Below are 21,270 nucleotides of genomic sequence, written 5' to 3' on the forward strand. Positions count from 1 at the left end.
AAGACCGCCGGACGGCAGACGGACGACAGCCGGGCGACGCGCGACGGAATTGAACAGGATGGGACGGAGCAAGGGTGACGACGGGGGACACGAACGGCGGCGAACTGGTCGGCACGGTCATAGCCGGGCGTTACCGGGTGACCGCGCAGCTGGGCCGGGGCGGCATGGGCGTCGTCTGCCGCGCGGTGGACGAGGTGCTGGGCCGGGAGGTCGCGGTCAAGGTCCTGCGCGCGTACAACGACGCGTCAGGACCCGAACTGGCCGATCTGCGGGCCCGGATGCAGCGCGAGGCGCGGGCCGCCGCCCGTATCCGTCACAGCGGTGTCATCACCGTGCACGACGTGACCGAGGAGCAGGGACTGCCGGTCATCGTCATGGAGTTGATCCAGGGCCCCTCCCTCGACGACGTGCTGGCGGAGAACGGCGCGATGGATCCGCGCGAGGCCGCCGCGATCGGCGCCAAGGTGATGGACGCGCTCGACGCGGCGCACCGGGCCGGGGTGCTGCACCGGGACGTCAAGCCCGGCAATGTGCTCCTCGACCGCAGTGGGCGGGTGGTGCTCACCGACTTCGGCATCGCCAGTGTGGAAGCCCCCGACGAGGACGCGATGACCAAGCTGACCCAGGACGGGGTCATCGTCGGTTCGCTCGACTTCCTCGCGCCGGAGCGCGCCAAGGGCCAGGAGCCCGGCCCCGCTTCGGACATCTGGGCGCTCGGCATGACGCTCTACGCGGCGGTGGAGGGCGGTTCGGCGTTCCGCCGCACCTCCGTCTGGTCCACGCTCAACGCGATCGTCGGGGACCCGCTGCCGGAACCCCGGCAGTCCGGCCCGCTGGCGCCGGTGCTCCTCGCACTGATGTCCAAGGAACCGGCGGACCGCCCGTCCGCCGACCAGGCGCGCCGGATGCTGGAGACGGTCGCCGCCGGGAGCGGCACGAGTGTGCCGCCCGCGTCCGTGGCGGGAGCCGCTCCGCTGCGCCGGCCGGCGCCTCCGGCCGTCGCGGGAGCGGGCAACGCATCCGCCGGGCGGCCGCCCGCACCCGCCGCGTCTCCCGCGGAAGCGGCGCCGCCACCCGGAGCCGCCGGATACCGGCCGTCCGCCGGCCTGGGCGGCTCGGGCGGTCCTCTCGTCTCCCCCGCCGGTGGCAGGGAACGGCGCACCGAGCCGCTCCCCTCGCGCCGTCGTAACCGCGGCCGCATCACCGTCGCGGCGGCGGCCGCCGCCGTTGTACTGGCCGGCGGCGGACTGGCGTACGCCCTGGTGGGAACGGGTGATTCGGGCGGTGCCGGGCAGCAGAACCACGCGGCCGGCTCCAGTGGCACCCCGCAGGGCGAGGCCAACATCGCGGGCGAGAAGGCCGATGGAAAGACCGGCAAGAAGACCGGCTCGAAGTCCCCGGGAGCGTCCGCGTCCTCCTCTCGCACGTCCGGAAAGCCCACGAAGCCGTCCGGCGGCACGAGTCCGGGTGACGCCGGCAGCCCTTCCGCCTCCGGCAGCAAGGCCGGGGGTGCGCCGTCGTCGCCGGCGGCCCCCAGCACGTCGGCGAGCGCGGTGTCGAAGAGCTGCACCGGATGGACCCACCAGGACCCGCATCCAGGCACCTACGGCTACATGACCGGCAGCTTCCACCGCACGACCGGCCCGTACGCGGTATGCCCGGACGTGGCGATGGCCAAGTCGGGAGCGAAGGTCTTCTACCACTGCTTCATCCTCAACGCGTACGGCCACACCTGGACCTACGTGCGGATCGACGGCACCAAGACCGCAGGCTGGATGTCCAACGACAACCTCACCAAACAGAAGGGCCCCGCCTACCACTGCTGAGCCTCTGCCGGGGCCCGTCCCCGCTCCCCCACCGGGCCGGTCGTACTGTCCGACCGGGCCGGTAGGGTGCGCGAGTGATATTCGCACGAGCTACGTTCACCGACGCCGTCGCCGCCTTCGAGGCCGCGGTGCGCGCGCAGGACTCCCGGGCGTCGGGGAAGTCCTTCGGGAAGCTGCAGCAGTCCTTCCAGCGGGCGGACGACGCCGAACTCGCCGCGGCCGCACCGCGGCTCGCCGCGCTCCTGCCCGAGGTGCCGGCCGGCCCCCGTTCGGTGATCGCGGTCCTCGTGGGTGCCTGTGTGGAGCGCGGCGCCGATCCCGCCGGGTGCGCCCCGGCGATCTTCGCGGAGTTGGGGAAGGCACTCGCCGGCGCGGCGGAGTTCGTCGAGCGGTGGGCCGCCACCGGCGGCGGCGACCTGCCGCACGCCGACGGGAGCGGCCCGGAGGCCGCGGTGGTCGCCCGGGTCGGCGCGGACGCCGCCCAGGCTTGGTGGTCGCTGCCGCAGTGGGAGATGGCCACGGTCGCCATGCTCAGCCACCGGTCGGTACGGGCCCAGGTGGACGGACGCCAGGAGTTGGTCACGGCCGCCCGCCACCTCGCCGAGGTGAGCGGCGACGAGCTGAAGTGCCTCACCTACGCGCTGCTCGTCCTCGACGACGAACCGCTGGTGGTCCTGCACCGGGAGAGCCGGTCCGGCTACCGGATGCGGATGAGCGGGCTCGGTGACAACTTCCAGCTCCACACCCTGCTGGCCGCCGAACTGGTCGGCGCCGGGCACGTCCCCGGCGAGGCGCCCACCCCCGAGGCCGTCGCCGTGTGCCGGAACGCCCCGGGCCAGGTGCCCACGACCGGTGCGTTCAACCTGGCCGCACCCGACGGGACATGGATCTGGAACGAGGGCACACCGTCCGACATCCCGGTCGTGGACGACGTACGGCTCCTGGTGCTCGACCCGCCGCCGTACTCACGCGGGTGGCCCGCCGGCCGCTTCTTCCCCGGGATGCCCGGTGAGCTCGTGCTGGAAGGCGTGCTGGACGCGGCGGAGACCGAGAGCTGGTTCGCCAAGGTCGCCGACGCCAAAAGCTGACTCACCTCTGGTGGTCGAGCCTTTGGTGGTCGAGCACGGTGAACACAGCGGCCCGGCGCGTCAGCGCCGCCGCAGGACGCCACGGATGAAGGCGGCCTGGCCCGCGTGCTGCAGATCGTCGGAGATGACGCTCACGAGGCGTACGCCCTGCGTCACCGCCGGGGTCCAGGCTTCGTCGACGACGCGGTCGAGGTCGGCCTCGCTGAGCCCTCGCACGTAGCCGACGGTGTGCTCGTGAACGGCGTCGTAGTAGCCCAGGAGCAGCGCCGGGGTGTCGACGCGTACGGCGGCCACGTCGTCGGTGCGGTGGCCGTAGCCGGTGGCTCCGGTGGAGAAGGGCAGCTGGAAGCGGTCGAACCAGCCCTCGGCGGTCCAGATCTCCTCGGTGCCCGCCAGGTCGGCGACATGGTCGTCCTGAATGCGCGTCAAATGCCACACCAGCCAGCCGATCGAGTTGGCCTCACCGTCGAGACGCACGGACAGCTCGTCCGCGCCGAGTCCTTCGACGGCGCCGTGGACGGTTTCCTGGACCCGGCCGAAGGCATCGGCCAGTAGCTCCGCGCTGTTCATCCGTGACTCCTCAGAAAGTGGCGACGTTCCGACCCTTCCGATTGTGCACGCCGGCCGGCGGGGTGGGCGGGAGCACGGGCGGCGGGGCGCCGGCCGGACCGGCCGGGAAAAATCACCGGCGTCGCCGCTGCGCCGTAATTCGAACACGTGCTTGAATTAGCGGGTGATGTACTCCTTCCCCCACGACCTCCTGCAAGCACAGCGCGAGTGGTACGCCGTGTACGGCCAGCTCGCCGACCGCACCAGTAGCAGCACCGCCGCACAGACCACGGCACTGCGCCGCCGTCTGCACCGGCTCTCCGTCCAGGTGTCCACACATCCGTACTGGGAGGCACATACCGGACGGGCACCGGCGGCGCGCATGGCGCTGCGTGAACTGGCCCGCTCCTGAGCGACGTTCGACGGGGCTCCCACCGTGACCGGTCCGCCCGTCAGTGGTATCAAGGGGCAGCCGTTCAACGGAGGAGGGGCCATGCAGGGTTACGCCCGTAGGTACGTCGGAAACTTCGTTCTCGCCGTCTTCATCAATCTCTCGGTGCCCGTGGTCCTCCTCATCGCCGTGGCCGCTGCCGGACCCGGAGTCGATGGGAGGTTGTCGGCGGCTTCCCTCGGCCTGGGGCTGCTCGGTGCCCTGTCCGTGCCCTTCTCGGCGAAGCGTCTCGCGCGGGCGGACTTCCCGCGGATCAGCCGCGGGGACGTCATCGAGGACGCGGGCCACCACGAGGACGATGCGTTCGCCCTGTGGTCTCCGCGCGCCGACGACCACATCCGGCAGGGCCGGTTGGCCAGGGCCGATGTTCTGGAAGCGACGTTCGTGTCGTACACCCCCGACTCGGAGGCGAGCTTCGTCCATTACGTCGGCGACTTCGACCCCACCGAGGTCAGGCCCCTGATCCGGCTGAAGCTCCTGGTGCGCGGTGACGGGATCGACTCCTTCGAGACCACCGACGAAGTACGGGTGCAACCGCTGTGTCTGGCCGCCGTCACCGCCGGACGCCTCGCCGTCTACGTCGATCCGGACAGCTCCACGGTGCTGGGCGTCGACTGGCCGCGCAGCGCCCTGCTGTCCGGTGCCAGAACCTGCAAGGTGCTCGGGCTCGACGGCCGGAGCGTCGAGCTGACCGGACATCCCGACCTCCTGATGGAACAGATGCAGATCTCGCGCGCCGCCGGCGACATCGCCCTGGTCGTCGACACGGTCGTTCTCGAGCGGCTCGAACCCGAGGTGGCAGCACGAATAGCGGGGCTGGCCGAGCGGGCCCGCACCGCCGTGGCGGACCGGGACCGCCCGGCGCCGCCGGGCGAGGGGCCGACCTGGGTGGTCGACGACCTCCCCGGCGAAAAGGGGGCGTTCGGCCGTGTCGGCAAGGGCTGGGCACGCAGAGGAGGGCGGCTGGCCCGCGCCCGGTTCCTCGAGATCCGGGGCACGACCACCTTCCAGGCCGACGGCCCGGTGGTGAAGACGATGCTGCGCATCCGCCCTGAGGACGGCGCCGCCCCCTTCGACGTGCGGCGCAAGCTGACGGTGCCGATGAACTACCTGGCGCTGCTGCACCGTACGAAGGAGGTCGTCGTCCGCGTCAGCCCGAACAGGAGGTCGTACGACATCGACTGGGAACGCACCAACCTTCTTGCCGGGGTCGGCCCGGCCGTGGTGATCGGTCCCGACGGGCAGCAGGTCACCCTGACGGGACAGGCCGATCCGCTCTGGGCCGTCATGAAGCTGCTCGTGGCCAACGCGGTCAGCAACCCCAGCGGCACTCTGGACCTCCGCGAGCACCGCCCCGAGGTGGCGGAGCAGGTCCTCGACGTCATCGGACGGACGGGCTAGTCCTCGTCCGCGTCCGCGTCGTCGTCCTCGATCAGGCGCCCCAGATCGCTCACCGCCTCGTCGGCGACCTCGCCGAGGAACCGCGGGCAGGCCGGCCCATGAACGCCGGGCAGAGCAGGGTCTCCAACGACGGCCCCCTGCCCGACGTTTCGCGGTCGAGTTCATGGAGACGGTGTCCGCCGGGGTGGCTCAGTCTGATGCCGAGTTCAGCGGCCGGCGGTCCGCTGCCCGGCAGGTGAGGATGGCCGTCCGGGCCGTGCTCGCAAGGGACTTGGCTCTCGTGGGCCAACGCCTTCGCCAGTGCCTCGATCAGATCGTCGAGGTGGGTTCGGAAGGGGTTCCGAAATCCGGTTCCCCACCCCCACCCCGGTTCACTACACTCGCAACGAATCGCGCGCCGCCACGTCTTCGTCATCGCGGCGCGCACCGTGACCAGTGAGGGGAGACCGGCCATGCGTTACCGCACCGCTGTCGTTGTTCCCCAGTCACGGTACGAGGTGATCCTGGTGTCTTCGTGCCCCCAGTGCCGGCTGCGCGGCTGCCACTGGATGTCCGTGACGAACGCCTGACCTCCGCACCGACCCCCCTGTACCCGTCCCGTCCGGTGGTGAAACCGCTGAGCGGGTACGGCCTGATGCGATGTGCCGCGTCGGATGTGCCGCGTCAGAGGGTTCCGTGCGGCCTGGTCGCAGGCCGTCTTCGTCCGGAATCGCGCCGACCCGTTCCCAGGATCACCCCGAAAGGCCATAGGCCGTGCGTACCGACCTGCATCGTCAACCCGTCAATCCACTGACCGCCGTCCGCAATCTGGGCATCCTCGCCCACGTCGACGCCGGAAAGACCACCGTCACCGAACGGATCCTGTACTTCACCGGCGCCACCCACAAGCGGGGCGAGGTGCACGACGGGACGACCGTCACCGACTTCGACTCCCAGGAGCGCGACCGTGGCATCACCATCTTCGCCGCCGCGGTGAGTTGCGCGTGGGACGGGCACCGGATCAACCTGATCGACACGCCCGGCCATGTGGACTTCGCCGACGAGGTGGAGCGCTCGCTCCGCGTCCTCGACGGCGCGGTCGCGGTGTTCGACGCCGTCGCCGGGGTCGAACCGCAGAGCGAGTCGGTGTGGCGGCAGGCCGACCGGCACGGCGTACCGCGGATCGCGTTCGTCAACAAGCTGGACCGTGTCGGCGCCGACCTCGACGCGGCCGTCGAGTCGATCCGGGAGCGGCTGCATCCGGCTCCGCTGGTGGTCCAGCTCCCGATCGGCAAGGAGGACGGGTTCACCGGCGTGGTGGATCTGCTCCGCATGCGCGCGCTGGTCTGGGCCGGCGACGGTGACACGTTCGAGGAAGGCCCGGTACCCGAGGCCCTGCTCGAAGAGGCGCACCGGCGCCGCCGGTTGCTCGAAGAGGCGGTGGCGGAACTCCATCCGCTCGCGTTGGAGGAGTTCTGTGCCGGGTCGACGATCTCCGCGCCGACGCTGGCCGCGGCACTGCGCGACCTGACCCGTACCGGTGAGGGCGTTGTGGTGCTGTGCGGTGCGGCCTACCGCAACCGTGGCATCGAGCCGCTGCTCGACGCCGTCGGGACCTATCTGCCGTCGCCGCTGGACGTGCCGGCGGTACGCGGCACCCTGCGCGGCATGGAGGAGGAGCGGGCCGCCGATCCTTCGGCGCCGTTCGCGGCGCTGGTGTTCAAGGTGACGTCGACGTCCACCGGGCGGCTGACCTATCTGCGGGTGTACTCGGGAACGATCCGGAAGGGAGACACGGTGATGGACGTGGGCGCACGGCGCTCCGAGCGGATCAGCCGGATCCTCCGGGTACAGGCCGACCGGCACGCGGAGATGGACCAGGCGGTCGCCGGGGACATCGTCGCGGTGATCGGGCCGAAGGCCGCCCGCGCCGGAGCGACCTTGTGCGTACCCGAGGCCCCGCTGGTCCTCGAACCGCCGACGACGGCCGATCCGGTCGTCTCCGTAGCGGTCGAGGCTCGCAGGAGCACCGATACGGACCGGTTGGTGTCGGCGTTGGTGCGGCTGGTCGAGGAGGATCCCTCGCTGGTGGTCAGGACCGACGCCGAGACGGGTCAGACGGTGCTGTCGGGCATGGGCGAACTGCATCTGGAGGTCGCGGTGGAGAAGATCCGCCGCGCCCACGGTCTGGAGATCGGCGTCGGCCGCCCGCAGGTGGCCTACCGGGAGACGGTCTCCCGCGGCGTCACCGGACTGCTGTACCGGCACGTCAAGCAGGACGGCGGCGCCGGCCAGTTCGCCCATGTCGTCCTCGACGTGGATCCGCTGGATGCCACCGACGCCATCGGCGACGGCAGCGGCGGCAGTGCGGTGGAGTTCGTGTTCCGGTCGGCCGTCGTCGGTGGACGGGTTCCGCAGGAGTACGTCCGGGCGGTGGAGGCCGGTTGCCGGGACGCTCTGATCGAGGGTCCCCTCGGCGGTCACCCGGTCACCGGACTGCGGGTCACGCTGACCGACGGAGCCACCCATCCCAAGGACTCCTCGGAGATGGCGTTCCGTACGGCCGGCCGGCTCGCGCTCCGGGAGGCACTGCGCGCCAGCGCGATGGTGCTGCTGGAGCCGGTGGTCGAGGTCACGGTCACGGTGCCGGACGACGCCGTGGGCGGAGTGCTCGGTGATCTGGCCGCATGGCGCGGCCGGGTCTCGGGCTCGACAGCGCGGGCGGGCACGGCGGTGATCACCGCGGCCGTGCCGCTGGCCGAGCTGTTCGGCTACGCGACCCGGCTGCGCAGCCGGACCCAGGGCCGGGGCACGTTCACCGCCCGGCCCACCGGCTACGCGCCGGCCCCGGCCTCGGTGGAAGCCCGCTGAGCCGGTAGCTCAGGGCCGGCCCCGCTCGCCTCCATGCGAGCGGGGCCGGCTCGCGGGACCCGCTACGCCTCGGCCTCGGGCGCGTCGAGGAGGGTCATCTCCTGCTCCGTGAGACGCAGCGCGCCCGCGGCGACATTGGCGGTGAGGTGGTCCGGATTGCCGGTCCCCGGAATGGCCAGCACGTGCGGACCCTGCTGGAGCGTCCAGGCGAGCCGGACCTGCGCGGACGACACACCGCGCGCGTCCGCGATGGCGCGTACCTGGGCGTTCTCCGCACCGGTCGCGCCCGACTCGCGCCCTTCACCGGCGATGGCGAAGAACGGCACGAACGCGATCCGCTGCTCCCCGCAGAGGTTCAGGAAGTCGTCGGTACGCGGGCGCCGCGCGTCGATGCCGTAGCGGTTCTGCACGCAGACGACGGGCGCGATGGCCTGGGCCTCGGCGAGATGTTCGGCGCGGACGTTCGACAGCCCCAGATGACGGATGAGACCGGCGTCCCGCAGTTCGGCCAGCGCCCCGAAGTGCTCGGCGATCGAGCCGGGTGCGTTCATCCGCAGATTCACCACGTCGAGGTGGTCCCGTCCGAGCTGCCGCAGGTTCTCCTCCACCTGCCCGCGCAACTGGTCCGGCGTGGGCCAGGGCAGCCACGCACCCGAAGCGTCCCGGCTCGGACCGACCTTCGTGACGATCACCAGATCGTCCGGGTACGGGGCCAGCGCCCGATTGATCAGCTCATTGGCGGAGCGCAGCGACGAGAAGTAGAACGCGGCGGTGTCGATGTGGTTCACACCGAGCTCGATCGCCCGGCGCAGCACCGTGATCGACCGCTCACGGTCGCTCGGCGTCCCGAGATCGAACGCGGCACTCCCGGTCAGGCGCATCGCGCCGAGTCCGATCCGGTTGACCGTCAGGTCACCGAGCTTCCAGGTACCTGCGGCCTCGGCGGTGATCGTCCGTGCGGGCAAGAGCGGTCCTCTCGATCGATCTTCGTCCGGTGGTCCCGGCAGCACTGCGGAGATCGGATTATGAGGCGCCGGTCGGCGTGCCGGGAAGCCGGGAGAGGTGCGGTGATCATCACATCCGGAGCGGGAATCCGCGGCCGGGGATTCAGGTTGAGATCGGCAACGACATCACACCGCCGGCGGGGACGCCCGCCGGCATGACGCTCTACCGTGCAGGGCCGCTCCTCGGCAGTGTCGACACTGCCGAGGAGCGGCCCTGAAATCGCTGCGGCGCCTCAGACGGCGCCGCGGCGGGCGCCGCGGTCGTGGGAGCGCTCTGCGGGTGAGGGCAAGAAGATGCGGGCGGCCGAGGTGCCCAGGCCGGCTGGGGTGGCCCAGGCGTGTCCTTCCGGGGAAGGCAGGGACGGCAGTGCCAGGGGCTCGGACGGGAGGGTGGTCCGAGAGGTGGGTGTGTGGGGGACGCCGCTGTAGGGCAGGGTGCTCGGCAGGTCGGCGTCGTAGTAGCGGCGCACGCCCCGGTGCCAGTTGAGGATGCCGACGAGCCAGTCCTGCAGTTCCTTCATGTACTCGTCCATGGTCGCCCGGCCCTCGGCGTCCAGGTCGAAGTCGTCGTAGAGCACGGGAAGTTCGTGCTCCATCGCGTGCTGGAACTGGGCGAGCCGGGACGACATCAGATCCGCGACGATCTTCAGGGCGGTCGGATAGTCGCAGTCGAAGAAGTTCTCGACGACGAGGATGAGGTTGTGGATCTCTCCCTCGTACTGGATCTCCTTCTGGTACGAGAAGACGTCGTTGATCAGGAATCCGTAGTCGGAGACCGCGTTCTCGATCGCGCGCAACGTGCCGCTCTCATAGATCCCCGGCGGCAGCTTCTTGCCGTGCCGCATCCGGCACAGGCTCATGGTGAGGTCGGAGCCGAAGGTGAACCGGCGCATCTCCAGGTAGTCGATGGGGTCGGGGATGCGGTTCTGGTGCTGGTTGTGGAGTTCCCACAGCCAGCTGTCCAGCATGACCTCGATGGTGCGCTGGAAGGCCCGGCGCTGGTCCATGTCCATGGGCACGATGGTGCGGCCCCACAGGTCCGCGAGGCCGCGTTCCATCGGGGTGACCGCCAGGGCGGCTCCGACGGCCGGGTCCTCGACGGTCATACAGGCCTTCAGACGATCGGTGCACAGCTTCGCGCCGGCGAGGTCGTGGGTGCGGCCGAAGGCGAGCGGGTACAGGTCGTCGCCGTAGGTCCCCCAGGTCAGCCACTCCGCGCTGAGCTCCAGTTCCTCACGCGTGGCGTCCGGATCGAGGCCGGCCGAGCAGAGGGCGAAGTCGTAGCCGGCGAGCTTGGCCTCGTCCCAGATGTCGGCGAGCAGGCCCATCCGTCCGGCCCAGGCGACGGATTCCTTCCGCGCGTGATCGAGGTGCGGACTGACCGTCAGAGTGAACGGCAGGTCGAAGTCCGGTAGTCGGGAGGGGCCGACGTGCCGGCGCGGCACGTTGCTGTGGCTCCGCAGCCGGGCCTTGGCCGGCCGGCCGAAGAGCGTCTTGATGTCCAGGACCGACGTGCCGACGGCTCCCCCGAACAGGGCGTTCGGGGTGGTGACCGCGCCTTCGTTCATGTAGCGGCTGGAGCGCAGATGCCACTCGTGGCCGCCGGACTGCCAGTCCTGGAGCCCCTTCACGTACGCGGCGACGGCGGCGCACTGCGCCGGATCCAGGCCCTTCTCCACGCAGAGCGCCGGGACTTCGGTCAGCGCGGTGTTCTCGAACTGCTGCAGCCGCGAGGTGAGCAGATCGTTGACGGCCTCGGCCGCCTCCTGGGTCGTACAGCCCAGGAAGGTCTCCAACACCAGGACACCGTTGCTGAGTTCGCCCTCCTCCTCCACCTCCCGCTGGTACGAGAAGAGGTCGTTCCGCAGGTGGACGCCGTCCGAGAAGGCGTCGGTGAGGACGCGCAGCGGACGGGTCCCCGCGACCGGGACCGGGAGCTCGGCGTTCGCCGCGAACTCGATGATCCCCGCGGACCAGGGCGCCCCGCCCACCTTCCGGCGCATCTCGATGTACTCGACGGGGTTGGCGATCCGCCCGGTGTCGATGTTGGCGAGTTCCCACAGGGACTCGTTGAGGAGGTTGCGGGTCGACTCCGCGAAGCGCTCGCGCCAGGCGTACGACATGCTCGGCACGGTGCGCGCCCACAGGTCGGCGAGCCCGGCCTCCACCGGGTTGCGCGGCTCCGGGAAGCCGTCCGCCAGATCCATCGGCATGAACGCCGGCAGCCGGTCCAGATACTCCTTGCCGCCCTCCCGGTCGGGAGTCCGTTTGTACAGCTCCAGGAAGTGGTCGTCGAAGAAGAACACCCACACGTACCAGTCGGTGACCAGCGACAACACGTCGGCGTCGCAGTCCGGGTGGGTGTACGAGCACAGCAGGGCGTAGTCGTGGGCGTCGAGGTCCTTCTGCTCCCAGATCCCTGAACCCTCCAACATGCCCATTCCCCGGGCCCAGACCCTGGACTGCTCACGGGCCGCTTCCAGATGCGGGTTGAGCCGGGCCGGGTACGGCATGTAGAACTCGGGCAGGTCAAACGGCTGAGTCACTGGGCCGCCCCTCCAATTTTGCGCGCCAGTTGGTCAGGCCCAGTCATGCCCAAGGAGCCGGTGGCCATACGGAGTACCGCGTCGTCTCACACGAAAGTATGACGTTCCGCCAAAACACCCCGAACGAGCGGCCGGTTCTGCAGACGGCTGACTCCGCAGAACCGGCGCGACGACGGATCCAGACCTCAGCCGACCGCGGTGGGCGTGCGGGGAGCGGTGGGAATCGGCCGGGTCTGCTCGCGGGCGGCGAGGAGCGCCGCCCCGATGTCCCGGGTGCCGGTGGAGACGCACAACGTGTACGCGGTGTCCTGGAGTTGGCGGTGGACGTACGGGTCGACGGCGTCGGAGCGGGCGAGTAACTGCAGGGCGTCGTAACGTTCCAGCAGGTTCCGCAGTACGGCGGGGTGGGCCATCAGCATCGTGGAACTCCCTCGGCTCGGCGGTTCGGTGCGGCGGTTTCGTGCGTCAGCCCTGCACGACGGTGGCGTGCGGCCGGTTTCAGCCGGTCCAGGTCCAGTCCGCGACCTCGGGCAGGTCCACCCCGTGTTCGCGGATCCAGGCGTGGTGGCGCAGCCGCACGTCCTCCATGTCCTGCCGGACGGAGGCGGCGCGGACGGCGAGGCCGGGAACGCGGTCGATGACGTCCATGACCAGGCGGTAGCGGTCGAGGTCGTTGCGGACCACCATGTCGAACGGCGTGGTGGTGGTGCCCTCCTCCTTGTAACCGCGCACATGCAGGTTCGCGTGGCCGGCACGGCGGTAGGCCAGCCGGTGGATGAGCCACGGGTAGCCGTGGTACGCGAAGACGACCGGCCGGTCGCGGGTGAACAGGGCGTCGTACTCGGCGTCGTGCATGCCGTGCGGGTGTTCCTCCTTCGGCAGCAGCCGGGCGAGGTCGACCACGTTCACGACCCGCACCCTCAGCTCCGGCAGATGGACGCGCAGCAGTTGCGCGGCGGCCAGGACTTCCATCGTGGGAACGTCCCCGGCGCACGCCAGCACCACATCGGGCTCGCCGGTGCCGTCCTCCGTGCCGGCCCACTCCCAGACCCCGGCGCCGCGGGCGCAGTGCGCTCGGGCCTGGTCCAGGGTGAGCCAGTCGAAGCAGGGCTGCTTGCCGGCGACGACGACATTGACGTAGTCGCGGCTGCGCAGCACGTGATCGGCCACCGCCAGCAGGGTGTTGGTGTCCGGGGGCAGATAGACCCGGACGACCTCGGGGCTCTTGTTCAGGACGTGGTCGATGAAGCCGGGGTCCTGGTGGGAGAAGCCGTTGTTGTCCTGCCGCCACACGTGCGAGGTGAGCAGGTAGTTCAGCGACGCGATGGGGCGGCGCCAGGGCAGCCGCCGGGAGACGCGCAGCCATTTGATGTGCTGGTTGACCATCGAGTCGACGATGTGGACGAACGCCTCGTAGCAGGAGAACAGACCGTGCCTGCCGGTCAGGAGATAGCCCTCCAGCCAGCCCTGGCAGGTGTGTTCCGAGAGGATCTCCATGACCCTGCCGTGCCGGTCCAGGTCCTCGTCGACCTCCAGGGTCTCGCCCTGCCATGCCTTGCCCGTGGCCCGGTAGACGCTCTGCAGGCGGTTGGACGCGGTCTCGTCCGGGCCGACCAGCCGGAAGTCGCGGCGCTCCGCGGTGTCCTCCATGATCGTCTCCACCAGGTCGCCCAGGACGCGCGTGGGCTCGTGGAGGGTCGCGCCGGGTTTGTCGACGGGAACGGCGTACCGCTCCAGCGCCGGGATCGGCAGGTCCCGCAGCAGCAGACCGCCGTTGGCGTGCGCACTCGCGCCGAGCCTTCGTTCGTCGTCCGGCAGGCATTCCAGCACCTGGTCGCGCGGGCGGCCGTGCTCGTCGAACAGCTCGGCCGGCCGGTAGGACTGCAGCCAGGCCTCCAACTGGCGCAGGTGCTCCGGGTTGTCGCGCACTCCGGACAGCGGGACCTGGTGGGCGCGCCAGGTGCCTTCGACGGGCAGCCCGTCGACCTCCGCGGGACCGGTCCAGCCCTTGGGGGTGCGCAGGACGATCATCGGCCAGCGGGCGCGTTCTCCAACGCCCTCCTCGCGGGCGGTGCGCTGGATGAGGGCGATGCGGTCCAGTGCCGTGTCCATCGCACGGGCCATGTCCTGGTGCACGCGCAGCGGGTCGTCCCCGGTGACGTGGATCGGTTCGTGGCCCAGCCCGCGCATCAGGTCGTCGAGTTCGGCCTCGGGGATCCGTGCCAGGACCGTCGGATTGGCGATCTTGTAGCCGTTCAGATGCAGGATCGGCAGGACCGCTCCGTCGTTCACCGGGTCGAGGAACTTGTTGGAGTGCCACGAGGCGGCCAGCGGTCCCGTCTCGGCCTCACCGTCGCCGATGACGCAGGCGACGAGCAGGCCGGGGTTGTCCAGTGCGGCGCCGTAGGCGTGCGAGAGCGAGTAGCCCAGCTCCCCGCCCTCGTGGATCGATCCGGGCGTCTCCGGTGCCACGTGGCTGGGGACCCCGCCCGGGAAGGAGAACTGCCGGAACAGCTTGCCCATGCCCGAGGCGTCCCGGCCGATGTCCGGGTACGTCCGGCTGTAGGTCCCCTCCAGCCAGGTGTTCGCCAGTACCGCCGGTCCTCCGTGCCCCGGCCCCCACACGCACAGCGTGTCCTGGTCGCGTGCCTTGATCACCCGGTTGAGGTGGGTGTGGACGAGGTTGAGACCGGGCGAGGTGCCCCAGTGGCCCAGCAGCCGGGGCTTGATGTGCTCCGGGAGCAGGGGTTCGGTGAGCAGCGGGTTGGCCATCAGGTAGATCTGGCCGACGGCCAGGTAGTTCGCCGCCCGCCAATGCGCGTTCAGTGCCGCCAGTTCGGCGTCGTCAAGGTAGGTGTCGTTCTTTTGCGTCTCTGACCTGGTGCCAGGCATATCCATCTCCTCCGCAGGCGCCGGACCGGCGTCGCTCCTACTCTGCGACGCGGTGCGGCCCTGCCTCTTGGGCCGATGAGGGACATCCGGGGGGCCGAACGGCCCTCACTTCCAGCGGCGTGAACCGCGGTGTCAGAAGTCGTCCTCCGCGCCGCCCACCGATACCGAGCCGTCGCGATACACCCCGAACGGGCCGTACAGGTCGAGCAGCCGGGTGCGCGTGGAGCGCAGCCGGTCTCCGATGACCGCGGCGCAGAGCAGGACGAACTCATGTCCCAGAGCGGGATCGGCAACACACAGTTCACGGACCGCCGCCGCCGGGAACTCCCAGGCCTGCACGGCGGTGTGCGCCTGGGCGCCGAGTTGCCACCGGAACGGCGGGAACAGCCAGGACCAGCCGAGGAGTTCGCCCGCCGAGACGGTCTGCACCACGGCTGCCTGCCGTCCGGGGACGTGCAGGTCCAGGGTCACCTCGCCACGGTCCAGGACCCAGAAGCGTTCGGCGGTCCGGTCGGCGTCGAAGATCCGGGTGCCCGCGGGAAAGGCGACCGGTGTGGACAGCGCCATCAGTCGGTCACGGTGTGCGGTCGTGAGCCTGTCGAGAATGGAGTGTGTGGTGGACATCGCACTGTCCGTTTCCGCGGCTCCGCGGTCTTCGACGTGTGCAGGCGTGGTCGCGCTTCGCCGCTCTGGTTTGTCCGTGCTCCGGTTGTCCATCAATCCTGCCTGCCCTCCCATCCTCACCCAGGGGGCGCTGACGCGCAGGGGCCCGAACGTCCTCAGTTGCCGGCGGGGTGGCCCGCTTGCGCGGCGGCATCCGCCGACGAGCAACCGGGGACGGGGGCGAACGGTCAGTGTGCGCCGGTCACCGTCGGTGACCGGCGTCGTGCCGGCCTTCCTGGTTCAGCCGGTCCTGGGCCTGGGTCGCGATCACGGCGGCCTGGACGCGTCGCTCCACGCCCAGCTTGGCGAGCAGCCGTGAGATGTGGTTCTTGACGGTCTTCTCCGCGAGGTACAACCGCTGTCCGATCTGCCGGTTGGTCAGCCCTTCGCCGACCAGCGCCAGGATCTCCCGCTCCCGTTCGGTCAGGCTGGGCAGCGCGACCAGTTCCGGTGCCGGTTCCTCCGCGCCGCGCAGCTTGGACATCAGCCGGGCCGCCGCGCTGGGGTCGAGCGTCGACTGTCCGGAGGCGACGGTGCGGACGGCCGAGACGAGGTCGGAGCCGCGGATCTGTTTCAGCACGAACCCCGAGGCACCGGCCATGATCGCGTCGAGGAGCGCCTCCTCGTCGTCGAAGGACGTGAGCATCAGGCACGCGAGCTCGGGCATCTTGGAGCGGAGCTCCCGGCAGACCGTCACTCCGTCACCGTCCGGCAGCCGCACGTCCAGCACGGCGACCTGCGGGCGCAGCGCGGGAATGCGGATGAGGGCCTGCTCCACGGTGCCGGCCTCGCCGATCACCGTGATGTCCGGTTCGTCGTCCAGCAGGTCACGCACCCCCCGCCGCACCACTTCATGGTCGTCGAGGAGGAAGACCGTGATCCCGGCCGCGGGGGTGGGACGGTCGCTGTCCGACATCAAGAGCTCCTGAATCCTGCGCCGGGATTCGCCGTCCAGCGGACGGGTCCCGAACGGCGCTCACCGTTCAGTCTGCGGCTCCCCGCGCCGTGGTGACAGGGCCAGGTGGCCCTGATCCGTGGTGTCATCGCCACCGCACCCTCCCATTCTCCGCTCTTCGGGGCCCAGCCGCCGGAGGGCCGCCGCCCGCGGGCACGCCGTGGAGTGGACCGGGGCGAGTACGGTGGAGGGGGCTGTGACGATGGGCCTGCATTCCGTCACGAGCACCTGGAGGCATATCGGTGGGTAACGTCGACGAGGGCACCGGGCAGTCTCCTCAGCTGCGGATCGACGAGCTTCTCGAGGACCTGCAGGACCGGCTGGACGCGGCGCGCGGCACCCGGGACCAGGTCCGCGGCCTGCTGGAGGCGGTGCTCTCCGTCGGGCGTGAGCTGGATCTGGAGCAGGTGCTGCGCAATATCGTCGAGGCGGCGGCGGTACTGGTGAAGGCCGAGTACGCGGCGCTGGGCGTGATCGGGCCGGACGGCGAGCGGCTCGCCGAGTTCGTGACGGTCGGTTTCACGCCCGAGCAGATCACCGCGATCGGCGCGTACCCGTCGGGGCACGGAATCCTGGGCGTGCTGATCCGCGATCCGCACCCGTTGCGGCTGCCGCGGATCTCCGATCACCCCTCCTCGTACGGCTTTCCGCCGAACCACCCGCCGATGGACTCCTTCCTCGGGGTACCGATCCGGGTGCGCGACCACGTCTTCGGCAACCTGTATCTGACGGAGAAGCGCGGCGGCGGGCAGTTCGACGCCGAGGACGAGTCCGTCCTGGCCACGCTGGCCGTGGCCGCCGGGGTGGCGATCGACAACGCCCGGCTGTACGAGGAGTCCAGGCGGCGCGAGCGGTGGCTCCAGGCCAACGCGGAGATCACCCACACGCTCATGGCGGGCAGTCCGCGCAGTGCGGTCATCAGCCTCATCGCCGAACGCGCCCGCGAGATCACCGGTGCGGAACTCGCCCTTATCGCGCTGCCCGTCGACGACGCGGCGGCGCTCTCCGTCGAACTCGTCATCGGCCGGGACGCACCCGCGCTGCGCGGTCTGGTCGTGCCGGTCGAGGGCAGCCTCGTGGGTGCTGCCTTCTCCTCCGGGAAGCCCGTGACCAGCGAGAACATCAACCTGGACGAGTCGGTCCGCACGGACGTGCCGCGCAATGACCGGCTGGAGGCCGCGGTCGCGGTCCCCATCGGTACGGGTGACGGCCCGCGTGGCGTACTGCTGCTGGTCCGCGCGGCCGGCGGGACCTCCTTCATCGCGGACGAGATCGAGCCGCTGCTGGGCTTCGCCGGGCAGGCGGCGGTGGCGATGGAGCTGGCCGAACGGCGTACCGGCGCCGAGCAGATCGCGCTGCTGGAGGACCGGGACCGGATCGCCCGCGATCTGCACGACCTCGCGATCCAGCGCCTCTTCGCCACCGGGATGACGCTGCAGAGCGCGGGCCGCTTCATCGAGCACCCGGAGGCCTCGGAACGGGTCCGGCGCGCTGTCGACGACCTGGACGAGACCATCAAGATCATCCGGTCGACCATTTTCGGCCTGCGGTCCCGCGAGACCGGCGCGGAACACACCCTCAGGGCCCGTACGGTGCGGGCCGCCTCCGACGCCTCCGCGGTACTCGGCTTCACGCCGAGCGTGCGGATGGAAGGGCTGCTGGACACCCAGGTGCCACGGGAGGTCGCCGACCATGCGATGGCGGTGCTCGCGGAGTCGCTCAGCAACGTCGCCAAGCACGCCCACGCCACCCGCGTGCAGGTGGCCCTGGAGACCGACGGCCGGCAGGTCGTCCTCACCACCACCGACAACGGCGTCGGACTTCCGGCGCAACGGACCGGCAACGGCCTGCGGAACATGCGGGAGCGCGCCCTGCAGCTGGGCGGCGACATGGAGCTGATCTGCCCGCCGGACGGCGGGACCACCCTCGTCTGGCAGGTGCCGGTGAAGGCGGAATAGCGGATCCCCGACCGGCTCCCTGCGTGGCGTCCGCCTCCGTCAGGGCATGTCGGCCGGCGACAACTCGACCTGCTCCGCCGGGACATGACCGTTCCGGTCGACGACGCGCCCCGCCACGAGTTCGGGTTCGACATGGATGAAGATCCCGTCACCCGTCTCCAGCCACGGCCGCGGACCGCTCGACCTCAACCGTGCGTCCTTGACCAGGTTCGTGACCACGGAGGCCCGGCCGGTGATCACCACACTCCAACCGGTGTGGCCGGACTCGTCGAAGTGGTCCGCCTCGAACGCGACCACCGCACCCCGCACCGCGCGCGCCATGTGCGAGGCGGCGGAGGCCTGGAACAGCACGGCACCGTCCGGGTCCAGGAGGAAGTGAACCGGCAGAATCGTGGGCAGGGCATCCTCGGTGTAGACGACCCGGCCGATCGTCACCAGAGACAGCAGACGCAGACTCTCCCGGCGATCCAGCTCCCGGAAACCGTTGTGTCGGTGCATCGTTCGATCCTCAATACCGTCCATGCCGTCATGACGATCCATTCGCCCACCGACCATGCTTCCTCACGACGCCCGCACGCGGTAGGGCCGCATGTCCCCCACCAGGGCCACATGGCCCTGGGCGCCACCGGGCGGACGTGCTCGGTCGTACTCAGTCGTGCGGGACGACGGCGACCGGAGCGGCGGCGTGGTGCATCACGGCGTGAGTGACCGAGCCGATGTGCGCGCCGATCGCCGAGGTGCGGGTGCGCCGGCCGATGACGACCAGGCCCGCGCCGCGGGCGGAGTCCACCAGATGGTGCGAGGCCCGGCCGATCACCGCCTGTGCGGTGACCCTCACGCCGGGGAACTTCTCCCGCCACGGACGCAGCGCGTCCGCCAGCGCGGTCCTCTTCTGCTCGGCCAGCTCCCCGCCGACGTCCTGGTTCACGGCGAGGTCCGCGGTCCCGAAGCTGTAGTAGGCCGGGAGGTACCAGCCGTGGACGACGCGCAGCGCCGACTGACGCACGGCGGCGGCCTCGAAGGCGAAGCCGATCACGGCATCACCCGGGCTGTTCAGGTCGAGACCCAGCACGACATGGCGGGGCGGAGCCGGGATGGTCGCCGTCTCAGTCCCAGTCGCTGTCGCGGTCGCGGTCGCGGTCGCGGTCCCAGTCGCGGTCGTGGTCGTGGAGGGGTCGGCCGGCTGCGCCGTCCCGTCCGGTTCCCCGGCCCGGACCAGTACGACGGGCCGAGTGGCCCGTCCCACGACCCCGAGCGCCACCGAGCCGACCAGGAAGCCGGCGACGGCGCTGAGTCCCCGTGAGCCGATGACCAGCATCTCCGAGCCGTTCGCGGCGCCCAGGAGGGCCGCCACGGGCTCGTTGGCGATCTGCTCGCCGACGATCCGCAGATCGGGGTGGCGCAGCCGCACCTGCGCCTCGGCGTCGCGCAGTACGCGATCCCCCCAGTGGCGCTGCGGGGGGCCGGGACCGCCCAGCGGCGTGTGCGGGGTGACGGTGTCGGGCTGCCATTCGCCTGCGTGGACGAGGCGCAGGGTCAGCCCGCGGCGGCGTGCTTCGCCGGCCGCCCAGTCCGCCGCGGCCATGCTCTCGGGGGAACCGTCCAGGCCGGCGGTGATGGTGGGGAACATGGTGTGGGCCTCTCTCGGGGATGTGGGGCCGGCTCCCGGCCGCCGGACGGCGGGAGGAGGGCCGCAGGATCACCTGACCGGGGCCGATCGGCCCCGGTCAGGTGACGACGGTGCACCCCACCTGACGGAACGGTGCTGGGCGGGTGCCGGGTGGGGGTCAGAGCAGCCAGCGGTGGTCGCGGACGACCGGCAGTCGCGCCCAGATCCGGCCGAGGCCCCAGACGGTGCCGGCGGAGGCGACGGCGAGCGCGATCATGACCGCCGCGTACAGCAGGTGGTAGTCGACGAGCGGGTTGCTGGACATGCTCAGCGTTCCGTCGGAGCCGTGCCGGGCCGGCGGCCATTCCGCCATCCACATCAGCGCCATCATGGCGGTGCCCGCGACGGCGGCGAACCGCAGTGCGACACCGGCCGTCAGGGCCACGCCGATGCTCAGCAAGCCGAGCATGAACAGCCAGTTCGCCCAGCCGGCACCCGCCCAGGAATGGAACGTGGACTCCATGGGACCGGCCGAGACCCCGCTGAGGAAGCCCTTCGTCGGCGAGCCGCCGTCGACCCAGCCCTTGCCGGACGCGGTCGCGTAACCCCAGCCGAACGCCTTGTCGAGGAAGGCCCACAGGAAGATGAACCCCGTCAAGACCCGGATCCCGGCGAGGACCCGTGCGCCGGTCGACGTGACCGCCAGAGCGGGCGCCGTGCCGGACACCGCCGCGGCACCGGCCCTGCGCCGTACCGGCAGGTGGAACCCGGTGTGCTGCTGCGGGTGCTCGTGGACTGCCATGATGGCCATCCCTTCCGGGATCTGGAGGACGGACGCGGCAACCGCGTCCGCTCTCAATGTGCCGTCGCGGCAGCCGGGAGCGCAGGGGCCCGCAGTCCCGACGACCGGGCCGAACGTCCCTACTCCGAGGGCCCGTTCGGCCGACCGGGAACGCGCCCGGGCCCGGGATCCGCAGGTCTGACACCATGCAGCGAGTTCACCCGGCGCCACGGCACCGGTCGACGACCCCAGAAGGCGGTAGATCCCGATGAGCAGGCCCGACGACCACGCGCGGCATCATCCGGTTGTCGTGGCGCACCGCGCCAGTCGTTCTTCCGACCTTCAGCTGCGCATCGCCGACGCGATCACCAAGTTCGCCGGCTCCATGATGTTCGTCTATCTCCACGCCGTCGCCTTCCTGGTCTGGATGCTGGTCGCCGAGTCGAACCCCTGGCCCACATTGACGCTCGTCGTATCGCTCGAGGCGATCTTCCTGTCGACGTTCGTCATGATCGGACAGAATCGGCAGGCCGTGTTCCAGCAGGCCAAGGCGGATCACGACTTCGTCGAGCAGGAGCTGGAGCTCAAGACCAACACCGAGCTGACGCGCGCCATCCACGCCATGACCACGGAAATCCACCGCCGACTGGCATCGGGCGACTCCGACGGCAACGCCTGACGTTCGGTGGTGCGGGTG

17 protein-coding genes are annotated in these 21,270 nt (G+C 70.8%); 7 read left to right on the top strand and 10 right to left on the bottom strand.

The window, feature by feature from the left end; genetic code table 11:
• The first annotated feature begins 74 nt into the window (after positions 1 to 74).
• The gene (locus tag C6N31_RS14320) at positions 75 to 1,826 is read left to right on the top strand and encodes a serine/threonine-protein kinase (RefSeq protein ID WP_198357646.1); all 1,752 of its coding nucleotides are present in this window, start codon (positions 75 to 77) and stop codon (positions 1,824 to 1,826) included.
• 74 nt (positions 1,827 to 1,900) lie between these two features.
• Positions 1,901 to 2,914 (top strand): hypothetical protein, encoded by a 1,014-nt coding sequence (locus C6N31_RS14325; RefSeq protein WP_198357647.1) that lies wholly within the window; start codon positions 1,901 to 1,903, stop codon positions 2,912 to 2,914.
• A 60-nt stretch (positions 2,915 to 2,974) separates the two neighbouring features.
• On the opposite strand, the gene C6N31_RS14330 is transcribed toward C6N31_RS14325, so the two are convergent.
• On the bottom strand, positions 2,975 to 3,484 hold the full coding sequence (locus C6N31_RS14330; RefSeq protein WP_138352458.1) for a mycothiol transferase: 510 nt from the start codon (positions 3,482 to 3,484) through the stop codon (positions 2,975 to 2,977).
• Positions 3,485 to 3,650: 166 nt separating this feature from the next.
• On the opposite strand from C6N31_RS14330, the gene C6N31_RS14335 reads away from it, so the two are divergent.
• The 3 genes from C6N31_RS14335 (at position 3,651) to fusA (ending at position 8,165) form a co-directional block, all read left to right on the top strand.
• Positions 3,651 to 3,875, top strand: a complete 225-nt coding sequence (locus C6N31_RS14335; protein WP_187145353.1) for a DUF8825 domain-containing protein — start codon at positions 3,651 to 3,653, stop codon at positions 3,873 to 3,875.
• 81 nt (positions 3,876 to 3,956) lie between these two features.
• On the top strand, positions 3,957 to 5,315 hold the full coding sequence (locus C6N31_RS14340) for a hypothetical protein (protein ID WP_198357648.1): 1,359 nt from the start codon (positions 3,957 to 3,959) through the stop codon (positions 5,313 to 5,315).
• Between the two features lie 753 nt (positions 5,316 to 6,068).
• Complete coding sequence (gene fusA, locus C6N31_RS14345) at positions 6,069 to 8,165, top strand: elongation factor G (protein ID WP_198357649.1); 2,097 nt, start codon at positions 6,069 to 6,071, stop codon at positions 8,163 to 8,165.
• 62 nt (positions 8,166 to 8,227) lie between these two features.
• Here fusA and C6N31_RS14350 read toward each other — a convergent pair whose 3' ends face one another.
• The 6 genes from C6N31_RS14350 to C6N31_RS14375 form a co-directional block, all read right to left on the bottom strand.
• The gene (locus C6N31_RS14350) at positions 8,228 to 9,130 is read right to left on the bottom strand and encodes an oxidoreductase (protein ID WP_198357650.1); all 903 of its coding nucleotides are present in this window, start codon (positions 9,128 to 9,130) and stop codon (positions 8,228 to 8,230) included.
• 272 nt (positions 9,131 to 9,402) lie between these two features.
• Entirely contained in the window at positions 9,403 to 11,715 is a 2,313-nt protein-coding gene (locus C6N31_RS14355; protein WP_138352846.1) for a terpene synthase family protein, read from the bottom strand.
• Positions 11,716 to 11,900: 185 nt separating this feature from the next.
• The gene (locus tag C6N31_RS14360) at positions 11,901 to 12,134 is read right to left on the bottom strand and encodes a DUF5133 domain-containing protein (protein ID WP_138352845.1); all 234 of its coding nucleotides are present in this window, start codon (positions 12,132 to 12,134) and stop codon (positions 11,901 to 11,903) included.
• Between the two features lie 79 nt (positions 12,135 to 12,213).
• Positions 12,214 to 14,607 (bottom strand): phosphoketolase family protein, encoded by a 2,394-nt coding sequence (locus C6N31_RS14365; RefSeq protein ID WP_138352844.1) that lies wholly within the window; start codon positions 14,605 to 14,607, stop codon positions 12,214 to 12,216.
• 132 nt (positions 14,608 to 14,739) lie between these two features.
• A complete protein-coding gene (locus C6N31_RS14370; RefSeq protein WP_198357651.1) occupies positions 14,740 to 15,231 on the bottom strand; it encodes a Crp/Fnr family transcriptional regulator in 492 nt (163 codons plus the stop codon).
• A 241-nt stretch (positions 15,232 to 15,472) separates the two neighbouring features.
• Entirely contained in the window at positions 15,473 to 16,186 is a 714-nt protein-coding gene (locus C6N31_RS14375) for a response regulator (RefSeq protein WP_138352842.1), read from the bottom strand.
• A 281-nt stretch (positions 16,187 to 16,467) separates the two neighbouring features.
• On the opposite strand from C6N31_RS14375, the gene C6N31_RS14380 reads away from it, so the two are divergent.
• Positions 16,468 to 18,183, top strand: coding sequence for a sensor histidine kinase (locus C6N31_RS14380; RefSeq protein WP_138352841.1), 1,716 nt, complete (start codon positions 16,468 to 16,470; stop codon positions 18,181 to 18,183).
• Positions 18,184 to 18,222: 39 nt separating this feature from the next.
• On the opposite strand, the gene C6N31_RS14385 is transcribed toward C6N31_RS14380, so the two are convergent.
• From C6N31_RS14385 to C6N31_RS14395, 3 genes are all read right to left on the bottom strand, one after another.
• Complete coding sequence (locus C6N31_RS14385) at positions 18,223 to 18,681, bottom strand: pyridoxamine 5'-phosphate oxidase family protein (RefSeq protein WP_198357652.1); 459 nt, start codon at positions 18,679 to 18,681, stop codon at positions 18,223 to 18,225.
• Between the two features lie 151 nt (positions 18,682 to 18,832).
• The gene (locus C6N31_RS14390) at positions 18,833 to 19,813 is read right to left on the bottom strand and encodes a universal stress protein (protein WP_138352839.1); all 981 of its coding nucleotides are present in this window, start codon (positions 19,811 to 19,813) and stop codon (positions 18,833 to 18,835) included.
• Between the two features lie 157 nt (positions 19,814 to 19,970).
• Entirely contained in the window at positions 19,971 to 20,594 is a 624-nt protein-coding gene (locus C6N31_RS14395) for a DoxX family membrane protein (RefSeq protein WP_138352838.1), read from the bottom strand.
• A 247-nt stretch (positions 20,595 to 20,841) separates the two neighbouring features.
• On the opposite strand from C6N31_RS14395, the gene C6N31_RS14400 reads away from it, so the two are divergent.
• Positions 20,842 to 21,252: a DUF1003 domain-containing protein gene (locus C6N31_RS14400; protein WP_138352837.1), complete on the top strand. Its 411-nt coding sequence runs from the start codon at positions 20,842 to 20,844 to the stop codon at positions 21,250 to 21,252.
• The last annotated feature ends 18 nt before the right edge of the window (positions 21,253 to 21,270 follow it).

The sequence above is a fragment of the Streptomyces fildesensis genome (assembly GCF_016107395.1).
GTDB lineage: Bacteria > Actinomycetota > Actinomycetes > Streptomycetales > Streptomycetaceae > Actinacidiphila > Actinacidiphila fildesensis.

Excerpts from the sequence above, each read along its gene's own strand:
- C6N31_RS14390 (WP_138352839.1), bottom strand. The coding sequence starts at position 19,813 with ATGTTCCCCACCATCACCGCCGGCCTGGACGGTTCCCCCGAGAGCATG.
- C6N31_RS14375 (WP_138352842.1), bottom strand. The coding sequence starts at position 16,186 with ATGTCGGACAGCGACCGTCCCACCCCCGCGGCCGGGATCACGGTCTTC.
- C6N31_RS14400 (WP_138352837.1), top strand. The coding sequence starts at position 20,842 with ATGAGCAGGCCCGACGACCACGCGCGGCATCATCCGGTTGTCGTGGCG.
- C6N31_RS14370 (WP_198357651.1), bottom strand. The coding sequence starts at position 15,231 with ATGTCCACCACACACTCCATTCTCGACAGGCTCACGACCGCACACCGT.
- C6N31_RS14385 (WP_198357652.1), bottom strand. The coding sequence starts at position 18,681 with ATGCACCGACACAACGGTTTCCGGGAGCTGGATCGCCGGGAGAGTCTG.
- C6N31_RS14340 (WP_198357648.1), top strand. The coding sequence starts at position 3,957 with ATGCAGGGTTACGCCCGTAGGTACGTCGGAAACTTCGTTCTCGCCGTC.
- C6N31_RS14365 (WP_138352844.1), bottom strand. The coding sequence starts at position 14,607 with ATGCCTGGCACCAGGTCAGAGACGCAAAAGAACGACACCTACCTTGAC.
- C6N31_RS14395 (WP_138352838.1), bottom strand. The coding sequence starts at position 20,594 with ATGGCAGTCCACGAGCACCCGCAGCAGCACACCGGGTTCCACCTGCCG.
- C6N31_RS14335 (WP_187145353.1), top strand. The coding sequence starts at position 3,651 with ATGTACTCCTTCCCCCACGACCTCCTGCAAGCACAGCGCGAGTGGTAC.
- C6N31_RS14360 (WP_138352845.1), bottom strand. The coding sequence starts at position 12,134 with ATGCTGATGGCCCACCCCGCCGTACTGCGGAACCTGCTGGAACGTTAC.
- C6N31_RS14330 (WP_138352458.1), bottom strand. The coding sequence starts at position 3,484 with ATGAACAGCGCGGAGCTACTGGCCGATGCCTTCGGCCGGGTCCAGGAA.